Source organism: Microbacterium sp. ZW T5_56 (genome assembly GCF_044987425.1).
In the GTDB taxonomy this organism is placed as follows: Bacteria; Actinomycetota; Actinomycetes; order Actinomycetales; family Microbacteriaceae; genus Microbacterium.
In genome coordinates this window covers 63,774-83,861 of record NZ_JBJDRI010000002.1, presented here as the reverse complement: position 1 = coordinate 83,861, position 20,088 = coordinate 63,774, and the positions used below count along the sequence as shown (strand labels likewise).

Sequence of the window (20,088 nt, the reverse complement as noted above, 5' to 3'; positions counted from 1 at the left end):
ATGCCCACGATGCAGAGAACCGTGCTCCTGTCCGGGAATGTGGTCGACGGCTACGGCGAAGCGCCGTTCGTCGGTGACGTGATCGTGGCGGACGGGCGGATCGAGGCGATCGTCCCGCTCGGCTCGCGTCCCGCGGGTGGGTACGACGCCGATGTCGTCGACGCGACCGGGCTCGTCGTCGCGCCGGGGTTCGTCGACATCCACTGCCACTCCGATCTCACGCGCTTCGCATATCCCGACGCCGAGAGCCGGATCACGCAGGGCATCACCACGGAGATCATCGGCAACTGCGGCATGTCCGCGGCACCCACCGGCGGCGATGCCGCGGGGCTGGCCGAGATCATCGCAACCATCGACGTCACGCCTGACCAGCCGCGGCCGTGGGCGAGCGTCGCCGACTGGCTGTCGGCGCTGGACTCCTCCCCGTCTGCCGCGAACGTGGCGGCACTCGTCGGGCACGGCTCCGCGCGTCATGCCGCCGCGCCGGGCCGCGGCACGAACCTCACATCGGCTGAGTTGTCCGCACTGGTCGCGGAGATCGACGCGGCGCTGGACGCCGGGTGCGTCGGCGTGAGCCTGGGACTGATGTACGCGCCGGGCGAGTCGGCGACACGGGACGAACTCGCCGCGGTCGCGGCAGCTGTGGCGCGCCGGGATGGTCTGTTCGCCGCACACCTGCGCGACTACGACGCCCGGGCGCTGGACGGCTCGATCTCCGAACTCGCTGCCGTCGCTGGTGACGCACGAACCCAGATCTCACATCTGCGGGCGACGCATGCGAACGGACGCTTTGTCGAGACGCTCGCGCGCATCGATCGGCTGCGTGGTGACCAGGACATCGCGGCGGACTGCTACCCCTACATCGCCGGTCACACCACCCTCCTCCAGCTGCTGCCCTCGGAGATCCGTGCGGCGGGCACCGCCGCAGCGCTTGCGCTCGAACCGAAGGTCATCGCGCAGCTCCTCCGGGAAGCGGGGTGGAACGCGGATCAGATCATCGTCATGAAGGCCGCCGCCACCCCCGATGCTGTCGGAGCCAGTCCCGCATCCCAGCCCGATCCGTGGACCTGGCTGGCGAACATCCTCCTTGCGAACAACGCTCTCGTCGACGTCGCGGTGCAGAGCGGCGCGTACGCCGACGTGGATCTCGCCCTGCAGACCGCGTGGGTCACGATCGGCTCCGACGGGACGGCGCTATCTGCCGAACACCGGGCATCGGCGCCTCACCCGCGATCCTGGGGCACCTTCCCGGCCGCCTTTCGTCGCATGCGCGCCCTCGGGGTGAGCCTGCCGACGGCGGTGCGCCGGATGAGCGTCGCCTCAGCTGAGCGGGTGGGCATTCCCAGCGGCCTCCGCGCCGGCGCGTCCGCCGACATCGTCGTGTTCTCCGAGGAGGAGCTGGATGCTCGCGCCACATTCGCTGCTCCCGCGCTGCCCTCCATCGGCATCCGCGACGTCTACGTGAACGGCATCGCCGTGCAGCAGCACGGCAGATCGACAGGAGCGCGGCCGGGACGGCTGCGCAGGAAGGAGCACGCGCTGTGAACGACTCACGAGCGCTGGGAGTCGCCATCGTCGGCGTCGGCGGGATCGCCGCCTCCCATATGGCGGCGCTGCGGGCGATGAGCATTGCGCGCCTGGTCTGCGTGCAGGACATGGATCGCGCCCGCGCCGGGGCGGTTGCCAACGAACAGGGGTGTGCCGTCGAGGATCAGCTCGCGGACGTGCTGGCGCGCGACGACGTGGACGCGGTGATCGTGTGCACGCCCAACCTCACGCATCAGAGCATCGGGACCGCCGTCCTGGAATCCGGGCGGCACCTGCTGATGGAGAAACCACTGGCGATGACTGTCGAGGCTGCACAGCAGCTTGCCGCGCTCGCGGCGGAGCGTGGACTCACTCTGGCCGTGGGACACAGCCACCGGTTCTCAGCCCAGAGCAGGGCCGTGCACGATGTGGTGGCGTCCGGGGAGATCGGCGCGCCGCGGTTCGCTCGGATCGTGATGAACGGCGGCTGGATCTGGCCGGGGTGGCAGGCCTGGGTGCTGGATCCGGCGGTGTCCGGTGGGCACTCGCTGCACAATGGTGTGCACCTCACCGACTTGGCGGCCTGGTGGATGGGGGAGCAACCTGACACCGTCTTCGCGCGCGGCCAGGCAGTCACCAGCCGGGCTCTCGACATCGCCGACTATCTCGTGATTGAACTGGGCTTTCCCAGCGGGGCGAGTGCGGTGTGCGAGGTGAGCCGCGGCGAGCGACCGCGCAAGGCGTCATACCTCGAGTTCACCGTCGTCGGCACCGAGGGCGTGGTGACCCGCAACTGGGACGCCGACGGCATCCGGGCCTGGCAGGAGGAAGGCCTGTCGATGTGGGCTCCGGACGGGTCCGCGGGCGACGTGTTCGTCGCGGAACTGGAGTCGTTCGCGGCATCCGCGCGCGGGGAGTCCGCTGTCGTTCCGCCGGTGGCCGATGCCGTGGACGCTGTGCGCGTCGCGGCGGCCGCGGAGGAGTCGTTGCACACGGGCCGGCTGGTCCGACGGGAAGGAGCACGCTGATGGCTGGAGTACCGGTACTGCTTGCGGGCACCGTCGGGGTGGGACGCCAAGACCACCAGTCGTCGATGTGGGCTCCGGGGCTGAGCGCGGCCGGGTTCGTGCCGGTTGGCGTGTGGTCGCCCGCGAACGACGGCGACTCGGAGCGGGCGGCGCGACTGGCGCACTCTCTCGACGTGCCGTTCACCGTGGGCGAGCTCCCACACCTCGATGCGGGAACCGCGATCGTGGCGTGCCTGCGCGGGGAGGCTCGACAGGGCCTGCTCGCCACGGTCGGAGCCGCGGTTGCGGTGCTCGTCGACAAGCCGACGCTGGACAGCACGACGCAGCTCGCCGCGCAACTCGGCGGCGCATCCACGGGGCGCCTGTTGTCGGGCCATCACTACGCGTCGCACCCGTCCTTCACTCGTGCGGCCGCTGCCGTCCGCGACGGCGAGATCGGCCTGCTGCGTGCCGTGATGATCGACCTCGTGGTCGCCGCGGGGGACGGGCCCAGTCCCGAAGGCGATCTGCGCAACATCGGTGCCCATGCCGTGGACCTCATGCTGCGATTGACCGGACCAGCCAGCGTCACGCTCGCGACGTCAGCGCTCGCAGACGACGCGGTCACCTTCCTTGGCCAGACCGAGCGGGACGTCGTGCTGTCCGGTCATGTGTCTCGGACCGCGTCAGGACAGGGAACCCTGCTCGCGCGGATCCGTGTGGTGGGCACGCACGGACACATTGACGTCGATCTCGCCCGCCCAGCACTCACCGTGCGGACCGCGAGTACCAGCCGTTCCGTAGGTTATGGCACCGGCTCGGTTGTCGCGCGACTGCGGGAACTGCGGCGGCTGAGCGAAGGAGCCCGTGCAGGCGAGAGTGCTGGCTCGTGGCTGGCCGTCTCGAGATTCCTCGATGCGGTCACGGAATCCGCAGCGCTCGGTGTCGCGGTCACGGTCGACAAGCAGGATTGAGAGGACAGAGACGATGAGACTGATCACCTTCGAGCACGACGGCGTTGTGCAGCACGGAGTCGTCGATGGCGACGAGGTCGCCGTCATCGGCACCGGGGATCTGACCGGCGTCGTGGCGGGGGCCCCCGTCGCGACCGGCGCAACCCGGGTGCCTCTCTCCAGCGTCCGGGCGCTCGCGCCGGTGTTGCGCCCCGGCAAGGTGCTGGCGGTCGCTGCGAACTACCAGGAGCACGTCACGGAGAGCGGCAGTAAGCCGCGGGACGTCGTCACGGCGTCACCGCGACTGTTCCTGAAGCCGGACACCAGCGTGGTCGGAGACGACGCCGAGGTGGAACTCGCCGCCATCACAACCCAGTTCGACTGGGAAGCCGAGCTGGCCGTCGTCATCGGTCGTACGGCACGCGATGTGTCCGTGACCGAGGCGCTCGACCACGTGTTCGGCTATGCCACCAGCAACGACCTGTCGGCGCGCAGCCTCGCACTCGATCGGCCGCGTGACGGCGAGGTCTGGACCGGCTTCTTCGACTGGCTCGAGGGCAAGTGGCTGGATGGCTCAGCACCCATCGGTCCGTATCTGGTGACAGCGGACGAGATCCCCGACCCGCAGCGCTTGGCTGTGACTCTCACCCTGAACGGTGAGACACGACAGTCGGGAAGCACGGCCGACATGATCCACTCCGTCGCGGAGCTGGTTGCGTTCTCCTCACGGCTGATGACGCTGCTCCCCGGCGATGTCATCCTCACCGGCACCCCCGCCGGTGTCGGTGCCACCACCGGGACCTACCTGCAACCCGGCGACGTCCTCGTCACCGAGGTCGAGGGCCTCGGCGCCCTCACCACCCGTATCGTCGCCCCACGCGTCGACGGGTGAACACGAGCACCACACGAACCAAAGGAGTCCTCATGCGTTACAAGTCACTCATCGGCCTGGCCGCGCTCGGCGTGGTCAGCGCACTCCTGGCGGGGTGTACGTCCGCACCTCCAGAGGAGAGCGGGGGAGCGACCTCGGCTCCCACTGCCGAGACGTCCGCCAACGTGTACCTCTACCAGAAGCCGGTCACGTTCAATCCGCTGAAGCCGGCGCAGGGCGCCGAGCAGCTGACCATGTCGCTGATCTTCGACAACCTCTTCACCACCGACCCGGACTTCTCCTTCACCCCGCGACTCGCAGAGTCATGGGATGTGTCCGACGACGCCAAGACATTCACGTTCCATCTGCGCGAAGGTCTGACCTGGAGCGACGGCGAGCCGTTCACCGCACAGGACGTCCTCTTCACCTACAACCTCGCCGCCAATCCGAAGGTCGGCGGTGCGTGGAGTGCACGTCTCTCCGGCATCGAGGGGTACGCGGCCTTCCAAGACGGTTCGGCCACGTCGTTGTCGGGACTCACCGCGCCTGACGACAACACCGTGGTGTTCCAGCTGTCTGCTGCCAACGCCGGCTTCCTGTCGCTGATCGGCTACGGATCGGTGATGTTCATCCTTCCCGAGCACGTGCTGGGGGAGAAGGACCCGGCGACGCTCCTGGAGGATCCCTGGTTCGCTCAGCCGACGGTCGGCATGGGGCCCTACGTCATGAAGGCCTTCAACGTCGACCAGGACATCGAGCTGGAGGCGAATCCCGACTACCGCTCCGAGGTGGGAATCGATCACCTCTACTTGAAGATGCTCACCAGCGATGTGGCCACCGCGCAGCTGGGAACCGGCGAGATCGACCTGGTTCAGGTGTCGGCGCTGGACCTGGACGCGGTGAAGTCCCTCCCGGGTGTCTCCGTCGTTTCGAAGCCGGCTGCCGGCTTCACCCGCATGGCGGTGAACTTCAGCAAGCCGCGCTTCGCCGACGAGCGAGTGCGTCAGGCGCTGGTCTATGCGATCGACCGCCAGGGAATCATCGATGGCGTCCTCGGCGGGGAGGCAACCCTGCTCAACAGCGACATCATGACGCCGTGGGCGCTTCCCGACGACCTCGAGGAGTACGCGCACGATCCGGCGAAGGCGAAGGAGCTTCTTGCCGCCGCCGGGTTCGACACCTCCGAAGAGGTCAAGATCTCGTGGGTGCCCGGTCAGCGAGACCGCGACCAGATGGTCAACGTCATCATCGAGAACCTGAAGGAGGCCGGCATCTCTGCGGTCGCCAACCAGGTGGACGCCGGTGCCCTCACCGCGAGCTACAGCGACGGCAGCTACGATCTCGCGCTGTTCGGCGGTGGCGTGTACACGCCGGACCCGGCCAGCACCCTGCCGATCGTGGCGTGCGAGCAGAAGTTCCCGGCCGGTGCGAACACGGCGCTGTTCTGCGACCCCGCGCTGGACAAGGCGATGCTCGACGGTCAGCAGGTCGCCGACGAAGACGCGCGCGCCGCGATCTACCAGGACGCCGCACGTCTCGACAACAAGCTCGTGCCGTACGTGTGGTTGAACGTGCCGAACACGATCTGGGCCACGAGTGAGCGGCTGACCGGCTTCGAGCCGCACGGCGACTTCACGAACGGGTTCTGGAACGCCGCCGACTGGAAGATCGCGGGCTGATCGAATGAGGAGTGCACGATGCTGAGGAGCCTGCTGGTTCGTCTCACATCCAGCGTGCTGGTGTTCGTCCTGATCGCGATCGGACTGTTCCTGCTCGTCAGGTTGGCCCCGGGCGACCCGGTCGACATGATGATCCCGCCGGACGCCGGTGGTGCCGGACGCGAGGAGTTCATCGCCGCCATGCGAGAGCGGCTCGGGCTCGACCAGCCTCTCATCGTGCAGTTCTTCGCGTGGTTCGGAGCGCTCCTGCGGGGGGACCTGGGCTACTCCTATGCGAACGGCCAGCCGGTCGGGCAGCTTCTGCTCGGCCGGCTGGGCCCGACGCTCCTGCTCACGGGAACCGCGCTCGTGGTCGGCATGATCATCGCGGTGCCGCTGGGCATCATCGCCGCCGTGCGTCGGGGGAGCGTCACCGATCAGGGGATCACGGGCGTCAGCGTGCTCGCGATCGCTGTCCCCGGATTCTTCCTCGCGATGCTGGCGATCTACGTGTTCGCAGTCAAGCTCCGGGTGCTGCCGTCCTCGGGAATGCACGCATCCGGCAGGACGGATCTCCCGGACCTGCTGATGCACATGATCCTCCCCGTGGGGCTGCTCGCGCTCGCGGTGGCGGCGCCGTTCATTCGGTATGTGCGCAGTGGAATGCTGGAAGAGCTTGGCAAGGACTACATTCGGGCCGTGCAGGCGAAGGGGGCGAGCTCCGTCCGCACGTTGATGCACGCGTTCCGCAACAGTCTGGTCTCGCTGGTGACGGTGCTCGCACTCTACATCCCGGTGTTTCTCGCCGGCGCCGTCGTGCTCGAGCAGGTGTTCTCCTGGCCGGGAATGGGTCAGCTGGCGGTGACCTCCCTCACCACCCGCGATTATCCGGTGATCATCGGGTTCGGCCTCTACGTCGCCGTCCTGGTGCTGGTGTGCAACCTCATTGCGGACCTGCTGTACTCCGTCGTCGATCCGAGAGTGAGGGCATCACGATGACCGATACCGTCTCCGTCCTGCTGCCGAAGCCGGACCGTTCACCCGGTGCGCTGGCCTGGCGCCGCTTCCTGCGGAACCCCGTGGCCGTGATCGGCTCCGTCGTCCTCGCGGTGATCGTGTGCGCCACCGTGATCTCCGCGATGATTCCCGCGCTGGATCCCTCGGCGATCGACCTCACGGCGGTGCGCAAACCGCCGGGGGCGGGACATGTGTTGGGGACCGACTCCACGGGTCGCGACGTGTTCGCACGACTCCTCTCCGGCGGGCAGGTTTCGCTGATGGTGGGCTTCCTCTCCGCGGCGATCGCCGTCTGCGTCGGCGCGCTGGCCGGCACCGTCGCTGGCTGGTTTGGCGGCGCCCTGGACGCGGTGATCAGCCGCATCGTCGACATCATGCTCTCCGTGCCGCCGGTGCTCGTCGTGATCGTGGTGGCGGGGATCATCGGCCCCAGCGTCCCGATGCTGATCGGCGTCATCGCGGGGCTGTCGTGGCCCTCCTCCGCCCGTATCGCGCGCGGCGTGGTGCTCAGCCTGAAGGAGCAGGAGTTCATCCAGGCGGCGCGGGTGTCGGGCTCCGGGAACGGCTTCATCATGTTCCGCCACCTGCTTCCGGGCGTGCTCCCGCCCGTCACCGTCGCCGCGACGCTTCTGGTGTCCGAGGCGGTCCTGCTGGAATCCGCGCTGTCCTTCCTGGGCGCCGGTGTCCGCCCGCCGCAGGCGAGCTGGGGCAACATGCTCACCGAAGCGCAGTCGCTCACCGTGCTGTCGTCAATGCCGTGGTTGTGGCTGCCGCCGGGCATCATGATCGCGCTCACGGTGCTCTCCGCGATGGCGATCGGCGACGGAATCAGGGACGCGATCGACCCCCGGAGGAACAAGTGATGTCTGAGACAGTCGCACCCCTGCTGGAGATTCGAGGGCTGCACGCCGGCATCGACCGCCGCACCGATCCGGTCACCATCCTTCGTGACGTGGCCTTCGACATCCGCCCCGGCGAGATGGTCGGCGTGGTCGGCGAGAGCGGATCCGGGAAGAGCATGACTGCCCTGGCGGTGATGGGGCTGCTGCCGGCCGCTGTCAGCGTGACCTCGGGGTCCGTGCGCTTCGACGGCGATGACCTCGTTGCCGCGTCGAAGCGCGCGATCCGCGACGTCCGCGGTCGACGAATCGGCATGATCTTTCAAGATCCGATGACGACTCTGGACCCGGTGGTGAAGGTGGGCAGGCAGATCGAGGAGGCGTATCGGATCCATCACCGAGGAGCGTCGCGGGCCGCCGCGCGCGCACGCGCCGCCGAGGTGCTGGAGCTCGTCGGCGTACCGGATGTGGTGCGGCGGATGCAGCAGTACCCGCACCAGTGGTCGGGCGGCATGCGCCAGCGCGCGGTCATCGCGATGGCGCTCGTCAACGATCCAGACCTTCTGATCGCCGACGAGCCGACCACCGCACTGGATGCCACGATTCAGGCTCAGGTGCTGGAGGTGCTGGCTCGGGCTCGTACGGAGCTCGGCGTCGCGATCATGCTGATCACTCATGACCTCGGCGTCATCGCGCAATACGCGGACCGCGTGATCGTGATGTACGCGGGGCAGGTGATGGAGTCCGCGACCACGACGGAGCTGTTCGATGACAGCCGGCACCCGTACTCGCAGGCCCTGATTCGCAGCCGCCCCGCGCTGGCCGAACCCGGCGGTAGGCTGCCGGCGATTCCCGGCCAGCCGCCGTCATTGGATCGTCTACCCGTCGGATGTCCGTTCGCGCCGCGATGCACCTCGGCGTTCAAGTCACAGCGGTGCGTCCAAGAGCCGACGGCTGTGGCCCCCAGTATCAACGGACGTCTGAGCGCGTGCCACTATCGAGACTTCCAGGAGCAGTCATGATCTCCGAATCCGCTGGTGCAGCAACCGCACCCCTTCTGCAGGTGTCGGATCTGGACGTGAGCTTCCGTGCTGCCGGCAGACGCGTGGTGCGTGCTGTGGACGGTGTGTCCTTCATCGTGGGAGAGAACGAAGCTCTGGGAATCATCGGCGAGTCCGGGTGTGGCAAGACCACCACGGGCAAGACCATCGCCCAACTGGAACGACCCTCCGCCGGGGAGATCGCCTTCCGCGGTGAAGATCTGGTGGCCGCATCCCGCGCGCGCCGGAAGGAACTGCGCCGACGCATTCAGTTCGTCTTCCAAGACCCGCAGTCCTCGCTGAATCCCCGCATGACCGTGCAGGACATCATCGCCGAGCCGCTGCGAGCGTTCGGCGAGTGGCGGGGAAAGCAGTCTCGCGAGGAGGTCGTGGAGATGCTGGATCAGGTCGGGCTCAGTCCCACTGCGCTGAATCGCTATCCGCACGAGTTCTCCGGGGGACAGCGTCAGCGCATCGGGATCGCGCGCGGCCTGGCCCTGGATCCCGACCTGCTGATTCTGGATGAGCCGGTCTCTGCGCTCGACGTGTCGATTCAGGCGCAGATTCTCAACCTGTTGATGGATTTGCGCGTCACACGCTCACTCGGGATGGTGATGATCTCGCATGACCTGGACGTCATCCGCCATGTCACCGATCGCGTGGTGGTGATGTATCTGGGTGTGATCGTGGAGCAAGGGACGGCAGAGGAGGTGCTCACCCATCCGGCGCATCCCTACACGGCGGCACTCGCATCGGCGACTCCGCCCGCCGGCCCGGCCGAGAAGCGGGAGCGGATCGTCCTCGCCGGGGATGTGCCGTCGCCGCTCAACCCGCCCTCCGGCTGTCGTTTCCGCACCCGCTGCTGGCGGGCTGACGATCTCTGTGCCGAGCGCAGGCCGGAACTCGAGCCCGCGGGGGACAGCGGCCGCACCGTGGCGTGCTTCCACCCGCTGGACGTTCTTGCCGGTCGTCCTGCGGGGGAGGCCCGAGCATGAGCGAGAGCATCGTGATCGGAATGGACGCCGCCGATCTGCCGACGCCGGTCCTGGTGGTCAATGCCGGCGTGCTTCGTCGCAACATCGCCGAGATGGGGGCACACGCGGCCGCTCTCGGCGTCGCCCTCCGCCCGCACTGGAAGACCACGAAGTCCGCGGAAGTGGCGCGCCTGCAGCTCAATGCCGGGTCCGTGGGACACACCGCGGCGACCGTGGCCGAACTTGCCGCGCTCGCCGGTGGCGTGTCGCCGTCGGTGTTCCTGGCGTACCCGCCCGTGGGCCGCTTCCGGGTCGGCACGGTCATCGAAGCGTCCCGCACCGCGAAGGTCATCGTGGGCGCGGACTCGGTCGACGCGGTGCGGGACCTGTCTGATGCGGCGGCCGCAGCGGGGGTCGTGATCCCCGTTCGCCTGGACATCGATACCGGGCTGCACCGCACCGGGGTCGTGCCGGAGGTCGCGGTCGCGGCCGCCCGCGCGGTTGCGATTCTCCCCGGCCTGCATCTGGACGGAGTCTGGACGCACGAGGGTCAGGTGCAGGCGGCGGGCACGGATCCCGTCGAACGGCACCGTCGCGGCGTTCGTGCCGGCGAGGTGCTCGTGGCTGTGGCGGAGGCGATCCGCGCCGATGGGCATGAGGTTCGCAGCGTGTCCGTGGGTTCCACGCCCGGGGTGCGGTCGGCGCCGACCGTGCCCGGCGTCACCGAGGCGCGCCCCGGCACCTATGCGCTGGGTGATGAGAACCAGGTGCACATCGGCACGATCGCCCCGGAGGATGTGGCCGTGTCGGTACACAGCCGGGTGATCAGCACCCAGCCCGCAGACTGGGCCATCATCGACGCGGGGATCAAGGCGATGAGCAGCGACGGCAGCATGCATGGTGACGGCCGCATCGGCACCGTGATCTCGGACGGCGGCGGAGTGGTCATCACCGGCCACGAGGAGCACGGCTTCCTGCAGGGAGCGGACGATCCGCGTGTAGGAGAGGTCGTGCGCATCCGCCCGAACCACGCGTGCGGCGTGGTCAACATGCACCACCGCATCGTCGTCGTGGAAGACGACGTGGTGACCGGGCTATGGTCGGTCCTCGCCCGGCACTGATTCCGATACGGGTTTCTGAGAACAGGAGAAGCAGATGAGCAGAACGAAGATCGTCAGCGAGCAGGCGCCCCCTCCGGCGGGGCCGTACTCTCAGGCAGTGGTGGTGAGGGGACTTGCTTTCCTCGCGGGTCAGGGCCCGTTCGACGAACGCGGTCAGCGCGTCGGCGAGACGTTCGCCGACCAGGTGCACCGAACTTTCCAGAACTTGGAGGCGGTGGCGCTCGCTGCCGGCTCGTCGCTGCATCGGGCGGTGCGGATCGGGGTGTATCTGCGCAATCTCGACGACTTCGCCGAGTTCAATGAGCTCGCCCAGGACTATCTAGTCGAGCCGTATCCAGCGCGCACCACCATCGAGGCGGCGCTTCGCGGCTTCGACATCGAGATCGACGCCATCGTGTCTGTGGCGGACTGAGCCGCACCGTCCGGATCAGGGGCGAACCGGCGTCGCCGCGATGTCACCCACCACCGTCGTCCACGGCTGAGCCGTCCAGGCGACGACGACGCCGGCGTGCACGTACGGATCGTTCATGGCGAATCTGCGTGCGCTCTCCAGCGCGTCGTCGCCGTGGAAGATGATCAACCCGGTCGTCGGCACCTCACCGACCGCGCCGCCGACGAGCAATTCGCCCCGCTCCGCCGCCTCCCACGCATAGGCGAGATGCGCCGGCCGATATGCCTCGCGAGAGGTGAGGTAGTCGTCTGCGTAGGTGTACTGGAGCACCGCGTGCACGGGGGTCCTTCCGTCGGTGGATCAGCCGGGTTTCGTGCCGAACGGCACGCAGTGATCTACTGGAGATCATGGTGACCATTGTGCCTGCAGATCTGACCGACGCACGCGTGATCGCGTTCCTGGAAGAGCACCTGCGCGATATGGAGCCGACCGCTCCGAAGGAGAGCCGCCACGCGCTGGATCTCACCGGGCTGCAGGCTCCGGGCGTGCGGGTCTGGACGGCCCGGGACGAGGACGCGGTGGTCGGCACTGTCGCGCTCGCGGCGTTCGAAGACGGGCACGAAGAGCTGAAAAGCATGCGCTCCGCTCCGGCTCGTCGCGGGCAGGGGATCGGGCGGGCGCTGCTGGAGTTCGCGATCGAGGACGCCCGCAGCCGCGGCGTGCACAGCCTCTCCCTCGAGACGGGCAGCGATGACTTCTTCGTCGCCGCTCGATCGATGTACCTGCGTGCCGGATTCCGCGAGTGCGGCCCGTTCGGCAAGTACCGTGACGACCCCAACAGCGTCTACATGACACGCGAGCTGTGACAACACCTCCTCTCACCCACGTCCTCTTCGACGCGGACGGCGTGATCCAGGATCTTCCCGGGGCCTGGCGCGACGTCCTTCTCCCGGTGCTGGGAGAGCGCAGCGACGAGTTCCTGCGTCGTGCCTGGAAGGCGGAGCTCCCGATGCTCGCCGGAGAGGGGGACCTGCACGCGATGATGGACGCGTTGCTCGGCGAGTTCGGGCAGTTCGTCCAGGCGGCCGTGCTGCACGACGCGGCACTGCGGGCTATGACGCAGTTCGATGACTCCCTCCGCACGATCGCGGCCTGTCGCGTCGCGGGGATCGGCGTGCACCTGGGTTCGAATCAGGATCACGTGAGCGCGCGGCACATGGCCAGCGTTCTCGGGTATGACGGGATGTTCGACGTCTCGGCGTACTCGTGTGCGATCGGTGCGGCCAAACCTGACCCGCGTTTCTTCCACATCGCGGCAGAGCGGATCGGTGTCGCTCCCGCCGAGATCCTATTCGTGGACGACAACGCCCAGAACGTCGCCGGAGCTCAGGATGCGGGTCTTCAGGCCACGCACTGGTCGATTCATCACGACCAGGACACCCTGGCAGAGCGCCTGCGCACCCACGGCATCGTCCTGGACTGACGACGCGAGCCTTCCGGCTGCTCGCCAGTCTCGACATCTCCGAAACACTACGCCGGCAATGCAGCCAAATGCATGCATGTCTGTGAGCACCGTTCGCAACATGGCCGCCGTGAACGATGCCCGGCACGGAGTGCGACCGATCTGTCAGGGGCACGCGATCCTCGAACAAGACGAGGTCAGGGAGGGCTAGAAGCGCATCATGCGCGGACCAGCCTAACGACGCTTGCGCAGCGCTTTGATCTCAGCCTTCGAGAGACCCAGTGCTCGCAACTCATCCCATCGAAGCGTGATGGTCGCCAGGCGCTCGACGTTGAGAGTCTCAGCCGCCCGGGGCGTCTTCTGCCGAATGGAGAGCGCGGTCGTGACGACGCCGGCGATTGCGGCGACGAGCGTCGAGATGAGCGCGGCGATCGCGATGTTCGAGCCATCGTGGACCAGGTCGTTGAAGGACAACTCGCCACCCTGGAAGAGCCAGAAGTAGCCGAGTACGCCGGCTGCGCCGAACGCCGCCAGAGCGACGCCGCCGAAGATCGCCGCGCGGCGGGCGCGCCGCCGTCGCTCGAATCGCACAATACGTCGCGATCCACGCTCAGCCTCGGCGAGCTCCTGCGCTGGCTGCTGCAAGATCTCAACGGAAGGGTTGTTCCCGACGATCTCTGTGATCGTCGAATTCACGATGTCGCCGCCCGCTGAAATGTCTCGCATCAATGCCTCATGTCCGGTTGCCGTGTGCCCTGCGACGATAGTGGACATGTTGGGACGGCGGTCCTTCGGCCAGCACCAGCTGTGGATAGGCGAGTTCGTGGTCCATGGAATCCATGGACCACGAACTCGTCAGCGCCAGCCGAGGGCGGGTGCGACGTCGCGGATGATCGACTCGATCACGTGCGTGTTGTACGCAACCCCCAGCTGATTCGGCACCGTGAGCAGCACCGTATCGGCCGCGGCGATCGCCTCGTCCTCCGCCAGCTCCGCGATCAGTGTCTCGGGTTCTGCCGCGTACGAGCGGCCGAAGATGGCCTGGCCGGAGTCGATGTATCCGACCTGGTCGTTCTTCTCGCGATTCAGACCGAAGTAGCGGTGGTCTTCGGGCGTGGTGAGCGCGAAGATCGAGCGGCTCACGGAGACGCGCGGTGTGCGCTCGTGTCCCGCTTCCTTCCACGCGTCGCGGAAGAGCTCGATCTGCCGACGCTGCTGCACGTGGAAGGGCTCATCCGACTCGTGATCCTTCAGCGTGGAGCTCATCAGGTTCATGCCCGCGCGGGCCGCCCACTCCGCCGTGGCGTTGGAGCCGGCACCCCACCAGATGCGCTCGCGCAGCCCGGGGGACTGCGGCTGGATGCCCAGCGGGCCGCCATGCGGGTTAGGGAACATTGGCCGCGGGTTCGGCTCGGCGAAGCGAGCGCCGTCGATCACCTGCAGGAACACCTCGGTGTTCTGACGCGCGACATCGGCCATGGTCATACCCTCCGGCGCGGCGTAGCCGAAGTGCTTCCAGCCATCGACCACCTGCTCGGGTGAACCACGGCTGACGCCCAGCTGCAGTCGGCCGTCGGAGATGAGGTCGGCGGCAGCCGCGTCCTCCGCCATGTACAGCGGGTTCTCGTACCGCATGTCGATCACGCCGGTGCCGATCTCGATGGTCGAGGTCTTCGCACCGATCGCCGCCAGCAGCGGAAACGGCGATCCCAGCTGCTGCGCGTAGTGGTGCACCCGGAAGTACGCGCCGTCCGCGCCGATCTCCTCTGCCGCGACCGCGAGGTCGATCGACTGATGCAACACGTCGGAAGCCGATCGCGTCCCGGAATCGGGATGGTCGGTCCAGTGCCCGAACGACAGGAATCCGATGTTCTTCATGATCGATGCAACCGAATGGATCTCGGCTTCATTCCCGATCCCTCAACTCAGCCGCGTGATGATCCGCTCGCGACTGACGGAGCGCGCCACGAGGAAGAACACGACGCCATCCACCACCAGGAGCACGCCCGCCGCGATGACGGCGACCCAAAGATCGAACAGCATCAGACCCGTCGCCTGACCCACGATCAGCGCGAGGACGGGAAGGATCACGAGGACCGCGAGTCCCTGTGCACCCTGCATAGTGCTCGACCGTCCCGAGATCGCGACGATGAGGGTGATCGCGAGCACCGCCACCAGGGGGACGAGGAGGAGGATCACCACAAACCAGGCGGGAGTCGGGAAGAACACGCCGCCCATCACCGGTCCGCCGAGGACATTCACCACGATCGTGTAGACCACGAACGACGCCCACGCGACTCCGACCGACGGGATCAGGGACGCGATCACCTTCCCGAGCACCAGTTCACGATCCGTGAGCGGGGTGTAGAGCAGCCCCTCGATCGTGCGCCTCTCCTTCTCGCCCACGAAGGCGGATGCCGCCGTCACGGAGGCGACCAGGATCGGGATGAGGAGGAACATCGGCGCCATGAAGAACACGGTCACCGCATAGATGACCGTCTGCTGCGTGGTGAAACCGTCGGGCACGAAACCCGCGGGCAAGTTCTCCAAGAACGGGCGCACGCCATTGATGGAGCTCAGCAGTGCCGGGTTGCCGCCCAGCACGATGATCGCCACCGGGATGAGCACCACGAGGACCAACGGCACGACGAGGATCGGCGCGAGTGCCTGCTTGTTGCGGACAACCTCGAGCAGGTCCTTGCGGACGAGGGTCAACACGCGCTGGCGGTTCATGCGGCGGCCTTTCCGGATTCAGCTGAGCCCCGATGAGCGTCGGCGACGGTGGCGAAATAGAGGTCCTGGACGGTCGGTCGCTGCGGAACAGCGGCGCGGATCGGTACCCCTCCCGCGGCGAGTGCGGCGATGGCGCGCTCAGTATCAGCATCCGATGCCGCCTGTATCTCGATGCCCGTGGGTGTCATCGTCGCGCCGTGGACGAGAGCGGCGGCGCGTGCAGGGTCTCCCGCCACGTCGATGCGCACCGGCGTTCGCGGCCATCGGTGGGCGATGAGCTCATCGATATCGCCCTGCGCCACGAGCGTGCCGCCAACGAGCACGCCCACATCAGAGCAGAGGGCGTCCAGCCCCGCCAGTTGATGCGTGCAGATCACGACGGTCAGATCGGTATCGCGCATGAGGGTGGTGAGGTCGGCGATGAGATCTTCCGTCGCCCCGGGGTCCAGGCCTGCGGTCGGCTCATCGAGGAACAGCAGTTGAGGGCGCGGGAGGAGCGCGCGCCCCACCGCCATCTTCTGGCGCATGCCCTTGCTGAAGGATCCGACGGGGGAGGAGGCGCGATCGGTGAGAGACATCATCTCCAGGACCTCGTCCGTGCGGCGACGTGCCTCGGCGGCGCGGAGACCGAAGAAGCCGCCCCACAGCTCCAGGTTCTCGCGTGCGCTGAGCGTGGCGTAGAGCTCCGTATCGGTCTGCACGCCGATTCGCTGACGAATCCGATCCGCGTTGGCGGACGTGAGCTGCTCGCCGAACACGGAGATGGTGCCGGCGGTCGGCGCGATGAGGCCGGTGACGAGCCGGAGGGTCGTCGTCTTCCCCGCGCCGTTCGGCCCCAGGAGTCCGTAGGCGCGTCCCGGACGAACCTCGAGATCCAGTCCGCGAACGACGGTGCGCTCGCCGTATCGCTTCTCCAGCATCTGCGTGCTGACGACGGTCTCAGTCATCGTCGCTCCTTCCGATTGGTTCTAGTTCAACTATAACTACCCGAACGGCGTTGTCGATCGAAGTCATAGGAATCAGTGCCGAGGCGTGTCACGGGTAAGATCGCCCAAACGGCAACGTACGCCGAACGCTGGGCGCGTGCGGTTGGGCGCGTCCCCTATTCGAAGGACACGACATGACGCGCATCTCCGATTCCGGGTACTCCGTCGCCATCGTTGGTGCCACCGGTCAGGTGGGCACCGTGATGCGCGAGATCCTCATCGAGCGTGCGTTCCCGATTCGCGAGCTGCGTCTGTTCTCCACGGCCCGTTCCGCCGGCACCGCCATCGAGTTCGGCGGCCAGACCGTGATCGTCGAAGATGTCGAGACCGCCGACCCCGCGGGCGTGGAGATCGCGCTGTTCTCCGCCGGTGCCACCGGATCCCGCGCCCACGCGCCTCGATTCGCCGAGGCCGGTGCCGTCGTCATCGACAACTCCAGCGCGTGGCGCATGGACCCGGAGGTTCCGCTGGTCGTCAGCGAGGTGAACCCCGAGGCGACGGTCAACCCGCCGAAGGGGATCATCGCCAACCCCAACTGCACCACGATGGCCGCGATGCCGGTGTTGAAGCCGCTGCACGACGCCGCCGGCCTGCAGCGTCTGATCATCTCCACCTACCAGGCTGTGTCCGGATCGGGTCTTGCGGGTGCGCAGGAGCTGTTCGGTCAGGTCGAGGGCGTTCTTGCGCAGGGGCCCGAGAAGGTGCTGAACCTGGTTCACGACGGCCGCGCAGTCGACTTCCCGCAGCCCGAGAAGTACGTCGCCCCCATCGCCTTCAACGTGCTGCCGTTCGCGGGCAATCTCGTCGACGATGGCGACAACGAGACCGACGAGGAGAAGAAGCTCCGCAACGAGAGCCGCAAGATCCTCGGCATCCCCGACCTGCTGGTTGCGGGCACCTGCGTTCGCGTTCCCGTCTTCACCGGGCACTCGCTCTCCATCCACGCCGAGTTCGCTGACGACATCACTCCCGACCGCGCGCGCGACCTCCTGGCGGCAGCCCCCGGTGTGGCGCTGGAGGAGATCCCGACGCCGCTGCTCGCCGCGGGCAACGACCCGAGCTACGTGGGTCGCATCCGCCAGGACCAGTCGGCACCGGAAGGCAAGGGCCTCGTTCTGTTCATCTCGAACGACAATCTGCGCAAGGGAGCGGCACTGAACGCCGTGCAGATCGCGGAAGTGGTTGCAAGCAACCTCGCCTGAAGATCATCATCCGGTGGGGTGGGCATCGTTCGCCCGCCTCACCGGGATGTTCGTCGTGTAGGTCACCGGTCAAACCCGGCCTAGACTTGTCTGGTGACCGAAACCGTAGACGTCGTCCTCATCGGCGGTGGCGTGATGAGCGCCACCTTGGGCACGTTCCTCTCGGAACTGCAGCCCGACTGGAAGATCACCGTCTTCGAGCGACTGAGTGAAGTTGCCGAGGAGAGCTCCAACGCCTGGAACAACGCCGGTACCGGACACTCCGCCCTGTGTGAGCTGAACTACATGCCCGAGGCGAAGGACGGCTCGCTGGATCCGGCCAAGGCCATCAGCATCAACGAGCAGTTCCAGCAGAGCCGTCAGCTGTGGTCGAGCCTGGTGGATCGCGGAGTGTTGCACGATCCGTCGTCGTTCATCAACACGGCTGCGCACATGACCTTCGTGCGGGGTGACAAGGACGTGGACTACCTCCGTCGTCGCTACGAGGTGCTCAAAGAGCAGCCCCTCTTCGAGGGCATCGAGTTCTCCACCGACTCGCGCGTGATCAACAAGTGGGCGCCGCTGCTCATGCAGAAGCGCCTGGCGGGGGAGTCGTTCGCCGCCACTCGTGTTCCCAACGGAACCGACGTGGACTTCGGCGAGGTCACCCGCCAGATGTTCGCCAACCTGGTCGAAAAGGGTGCCACCCTGCAGACCAACACCGAGGTGAAGAGCCTCAAGCGCATGAAGGACGGCACCTGGCGCATCAACTATCGTCGCTCGCTGGGAAAGACGCCGGGTGAGATCCGCGCGCGCTTCGTGTTCGTCGGTGCGGGTGGTTGGGCACTCAAGCTGCTGCAGAACTCCGGCATCCCGGAGATCAAGGGCTACGGCTGCTTCCCGATCGGCGGGCAGTGGCTGATGACCAGCAACCCCGAGATCGTCGCGCAGCACAAGGCGAAGGTGTACTCGCAGGCGGCCAACGGCGCGCCTCCCATGTCTGTGCCGCACCTGGACACGCGCGTGGTCAACGGGGAGACCAGCCTGCTGTTCGGTCCCTTCGCGACCTTCACGCCGAAGTTCCTCAAGCAGGGACGCCTCACTGACATCGTCACGCAGGTGCGATTCAGCAACCTGTTCTCGATGCTGAACGTGGCTTTCACGAACTTCGGTCTGATCAAATACCTGGTGTCGGAGCTGGCGAAAAACCATCGCCGCAAGGTCGACAGCCTCCGCGAGTTCATGCCCACCGCGAAGGATGCCGACTGGAAGCTGCTGCAGGCTGGTCAGCGCGCACAGGTGATGAAGGGCGGCAAGCTCCAGTTCGGCACCGAGGTCGTCGCGCACAAGGACGGCTCCATCGCCGGTCTGCTTGGTGCTTCGCCGGGCGCGTCCACCGCGGTCGCGATCATGCTCGACCTGCTGAAGACCTGCTTCCCCGATCGCATCGAGGCGTGGCAGCCCGAGCTGAAGAAGCTCATCCCCAGCTACGGCGAGAAGCTCAACAGGAACCCGAAGGCGGCTGCGGCGGAGTTCGCCGCCACCGCCGAGACCCTGCAGCTTTCCGCCTGAGTCTTTCGTCCGTCGCGGGCGGTCTCACTTTCTGTCGACGTCGGGGTGATGGCGTGCAGTTTCTGAGACCACCGTTTCTGGGACCACCGAGTGGTTTGGTCTCACTTGCTGTCGCTGTCGGTGCGCATCGGTGCGTCTTCTGAGACCACCGAGCGGTTTGGTCTCACTTGCTGTCGTTGTCGGGGTGCATCGGTGCGCCTTCTGAGACCATCGCGCGGGCGTCGGGCCTCGGCGGCGGGCTTCCGGCAGCGGCCAGTAGGCTCGATATATGCGCCTGTGGTCTCTGGATCCGTCCATCCTCGACCGGGCGGCCCTGGTTGCGTGCTGGCGCGAGGGGCTTCTCGCGCAGAAGGTCCTGGCTGGCGGGACTCGCGGCTACACCCGCCACCCGCAGCTCGAGCGCTTCCGTGAAGCCGACGATCCGTCAGCCGCGATCGGTCACTTCCTCACGGCGCTCCAGATCGAGGCGACCGCGCGCGGCTACCGTTTCGACGCCACGCGTATCGGCGTCGTGGATGCGGAGAATCCGCGGATCCCAGTGACGGAGGGGCAGCTCGCGTACGAGCTGGAATGGTTGCGGACCAAGGTGATCGTGCGCGATCCGGCGTGGCTTCCGAAGCTCACCGGGCCCGCCGCCGCGCCGACGTTCGTCGTGGTTCCCGGCCCCATCGAGTCGTGGGAGCGCGGCGTCCCGCTCGACACCTCCGCGGCGTAGGCGCATCGGGGCCACAGCCAATGTCGGTGCCCCGTGGCAGG

Annotated in this window: 21 protein-coding genes; 16 read left to right on the top strand and 5 right to left on the bottom strand. The window is 67.2% G+C overall.

Translation table 11 applies throughout. From position 1 onward, the window contains the following. Genes ACI3KU_RS01785 through ACI3KU_RS01735 form a run of 11 tightly spaced genes read left to right on the top strand, consistent with a single transcriptional unit; the run spans nucleotide 1 to nucleotide 11,419 of the window. Nucleotides 1-1,545: an amidohydrolase family protein gene (locus tag ACI3KU_RS01785; RefSeq protein ID WP_404920568.1), complete on the top strand. Its 1,545-nt coding sequence runs from the start codon at nucleotides 1-3 to the stop codon at nucleotides 1,543-1,545. Then, a complete protein-coding gene (locus ACI3KU_RS01780; RefSeq protein WP_404920567.1) occupies nucleotides 1,542-2,555 on the top strand; it encodes a Gfo/Idh/MocA family protein in 1,014 nt (337 codons plus the stop codon). The genes ACI3KU_RS01785 and ACI3KU_RS01780 overlap by 4 nt, the downstream gene beginning before the upstream one ends. Beyond that, nucleotides 2,555-3,508 carry a hypothetical protein gene (locus ACI3KU_RS01775; RefSeq protein ID WP_404920566.1) on the top strand — a complete coding sequence of 318 codons (954 nt, stop codon included), beginning with the start codon at nucleotides 2,555-2,557 and terminating at the stop codon, nucleotides 3,506-3,508. Before ACI3KU_RS01780 ends, ACI3KU_RS01775 begins: the two co-directional genes overlap by 1 nt. A gap of 13 nt (nucleotides 3,509-3,521) precedes the next feature. Next, nucleotides 3,522-4,379, top strand: coding sequence for a fumarylacetoacetate hydrolase family protein (locus ACI3KU_RS01770; protein WP_404920565.1), 858 nt, complete (start codon nucleotides 3,522-3,524; stop codon nucleotides 4,377-4,379). Nucleotides 4,380-4,411: 32 nt separating this feature from the next. After that, complete coding sequence (locus ACI3KU_RS01765) at nucleotides 4,412-6,037, top strand: ABC transporter substrate-binding protein (RefSeq protein ID WP_404920564.1); 1,626 nt, start codon at nucleotides 4,412-4,414, stop codon at nucleotides 6,035-6,037. A gap of 18 nt (nucleotides 6,038-6,055) precedes the next feature. Then, nucleotides 6,056-7,015, top strand: a complete 960-nt coding sequence (locus ACI3KU_RS01760; RefSeq protein ID WP_404920563.1) for an ABC transporter permease — start codon at nucleotides 6,056-6,058, stop codon at nucleotides 7,013-7,015. Then, a complete protein-coding gene (locus ACI3KU_RS01755) occupies nucleotides 7,012-7,896 on the top strand; it encodes an ABC transporter permease (RefSeq protein WP_404920562.1) in 885 nt (294 codons plus the stop codon). The genes ACI3KU_RS01760 and ACI3KU_RS01755 overlap by 4 nt, the downstream gene beginning before the upstream one ends. Continuing rightward, nucleotides 7,896-8,894 (top strand): ABC transporter ATP-binding protein, encoded by a 999-nt coding sequence (locus tag ACI3KU_RS01750; RefSeq protein ID WP_404920561.1) that lies wholly within the window; start codon nucleotides 7,896-7,898, stop codon nucleotides 8,892-8,894. The genes ACI3KU_RS01755 and ACI3KU_RS01750 overlap by 1 nt, the downstream gene beginning before the upstream one ends. Next, nucleotides 8,891-9,907, top strand: a complete 1,017-nt coding sequence (locus tag ACI3KU_RS01745) for an ABC transporter ATP-binding protein (RefSeq protein WP_404920560.1) — start codon at nucleotides 8,891-8,893, stop codon at nucleotides 9,905-9,907. The genes ACI3KU_RS01750 and ACI3KU_RS01745 overlap by 4 nt, the downstream gene beginning before the upstream one ends. Then, nucleotides 9,904-11,007 carry an alanine racemase gene (locus ACI3KU_RS01740; protein WP_404920559.1) on the top strand — a complete coding sequence of 368 codons (1,104 nt, stop codon included), beginning with the start codon at nucleotides 9,904-9,906 and terminating at the stop codon, nucleotides 11,005-11,007. Before ACI3KU_RS01745 ends, ACI3KU_RS01740 begins: the two co-directional genes overlap by 4 nt. Before the next feature lie 34 nt (nucleotides 11,008-11,041). After that, nucleotides 11,042-11,419 carry a RidA family protein gene (locus ACI3KU_RS01735; protein WP_404920558.1) on the top strand — a complete coding sequence of 126 codons (378 nt, stop codon included), beginning with the start codon at nucleotides 11,042-11,044 and terminating at the stop codon, nucleotides 11,417-11,419. 15 nt (nucleotides 11,420-11,434) lie between these two features. On the opposite strand, the gene ACI3KU_RS01730 is transcribed toward ACI3KU_RS01735, so the two are convergent. Further along, nucleotides 11,435-11,737 (bottom strand): YciI-like protein, encoded by a 303-nt coding sequence (locus ACI3KU_RS01730; RefSeq protein ID WP_404920557.1) that lies wholly within the window; start codon nucleotides 11,735-11,737, stop codon nucleotides 11,435-11,437. A gap of 68 nt (nucleotides 11,738-11,805) precedes the next feature. On the opposite strand from ACI3KU_RS01730, the gene ACI3KU_RS01725 reads away from it, so the two are divergent. Then, nucleotides 11,806-12,264, top strand: a complete 459-nt coding sequence (locus tag ACI3KU_RS01725) for a GNAT family N-acetyltransferase (protein ID WP_404920556.1) — start codon at nucleotides 11,806-11,808, stop codon at nucleotides 12,262-12,264. Next, entirely contained in the window at nucleotides 12,261-12,881 is a 621-nt protein-coding gene (locus tag ACI3KU_RS01720) for an HAD family hydrolase (RefSeq protein ID WP_404920555.1), read from the top strand. Before ACI3KU_RS01725 ends, ACI3KU_RS01720 begins: the two co-directional genes overlap by 4 nt. Before the next feature lie 213 nt (nucleotides 12,882-13,094). Here ACI3KU_RS01720 and ACI3KU_RS01715 read toward each other — a convergent pair whose 3' ends face one another. From ACI3KU_RS01715 to ACI3KU_RS01700, 4 genes are all read right to left on the bottom strand, one after another. Continuing rightward, entirely contained in the window at nucleotides 13,095-13,586 is a 492-nt protein-coding gene (locus ACI3KU_RS01715) for a hypothetical protein (RefSeq protein ID WP_404920554.1), read from the bottom strand. A 129-nt stretch (nucleotides 13,587-13,715) separates the two neighbouring features. Continuing rightward, on the bottom strand, nucleotides 13,716-14,738 hold the full coding sequence (locus ACI3KU_RS01710; protein ID WP_404920553.1) for an LLM class flavin-dependent oxidoreductase: 1,023 nt from the start codon (nucleotides 14,736-14,738) through the stop codon (nucleotides 13,716-13,718). A 42-nt stretch (nucleotides 14,739-14,780) separates the two neighbouring features. Continuing rightward, a complete protein-coding gene (locus ACI3KU_RS01705) occupies nucleotides 14,781-15,593 on the bottom strand; it encodes an ABC transporter permease subunit (RefSeq protein ID WP_404920552.1) in 813 nt (270 codons plus the stop codon). After that, complete coding sequence (locus ACI3KU_RS01700; protein WP_404920551.1) at nucleotides 15,590-16,540, bottom strand: ABC transporter ATP-binding protein; 951 nt, start codon at nucleotides 16,538-16,540, stop codon at nucleotides 15,590-15,592. The genes ACI3KU_RS01705 and ACI3KU_RS01700 overlap by 4 nt, the downstream gene beginning before the upstream one ends. Nucleotides 16,541-16,713: 173 nt before the next feature. Here ACI3KU_RS01700 and ACI3KU_RS01695 point away from each other — a divergent pair, with 173 nt between their 5' ends. The 3 genes from ACI3KU_RS01695 to ACI3KU_RS01685 all read left to right on the top strand — a co-directional run bounded on the left by ACI3KU_RS01695 (nucleotide 16,714) and on the right by ACI3KU_RS01685 (nucleotide 20,047). Continuing rightward, the gene (locus tag ACI3KU_RS01695; protein ID WP_404920550.1) at nucleotides 16,714-17,781 is read left to right on the top strand and encodes an aspartate-semialdehyde dehydrogenase; all 1,068 of its coding nucleotides are present in this window, start codon (nucleotides 16,714-16,716) and stop codon (nucleotides 17,779-17,781) included. A 93-nt stretch (nucleotides 17,782-17,874) separates the two neighbouring features. Beyond that, on the top strand, nucleotides 17,875-19,332 hold the full coding sequence (gene mqo, locus ACI3KU_RS01690; protein ID WP_404920549.1) for a malate dehydrogenase (quinone): 1,458 nt from the start codon (nucleotides 17,875-17,877) through the stop codon (nucleotides 19,330-19,332). Nucleotides 19,333-19,600: 268 nt separating this feature from the next. After that, nucleotides 19,601-20,047, top strand: a complete 447-nt coding sequence (locus tag ACI3KU_RS01685) for a pyrimidine dimer DNA glycosylase/endonuclease V (RefSeq protein ID WP_404920548.1) — start codon at nucleotides 19,601-19,603, stop codon at nucleotides 20,045-20,047. The last annotated feature ends 41 nt before the right edge of the window (nucleotides 20,048-20,088 follow it).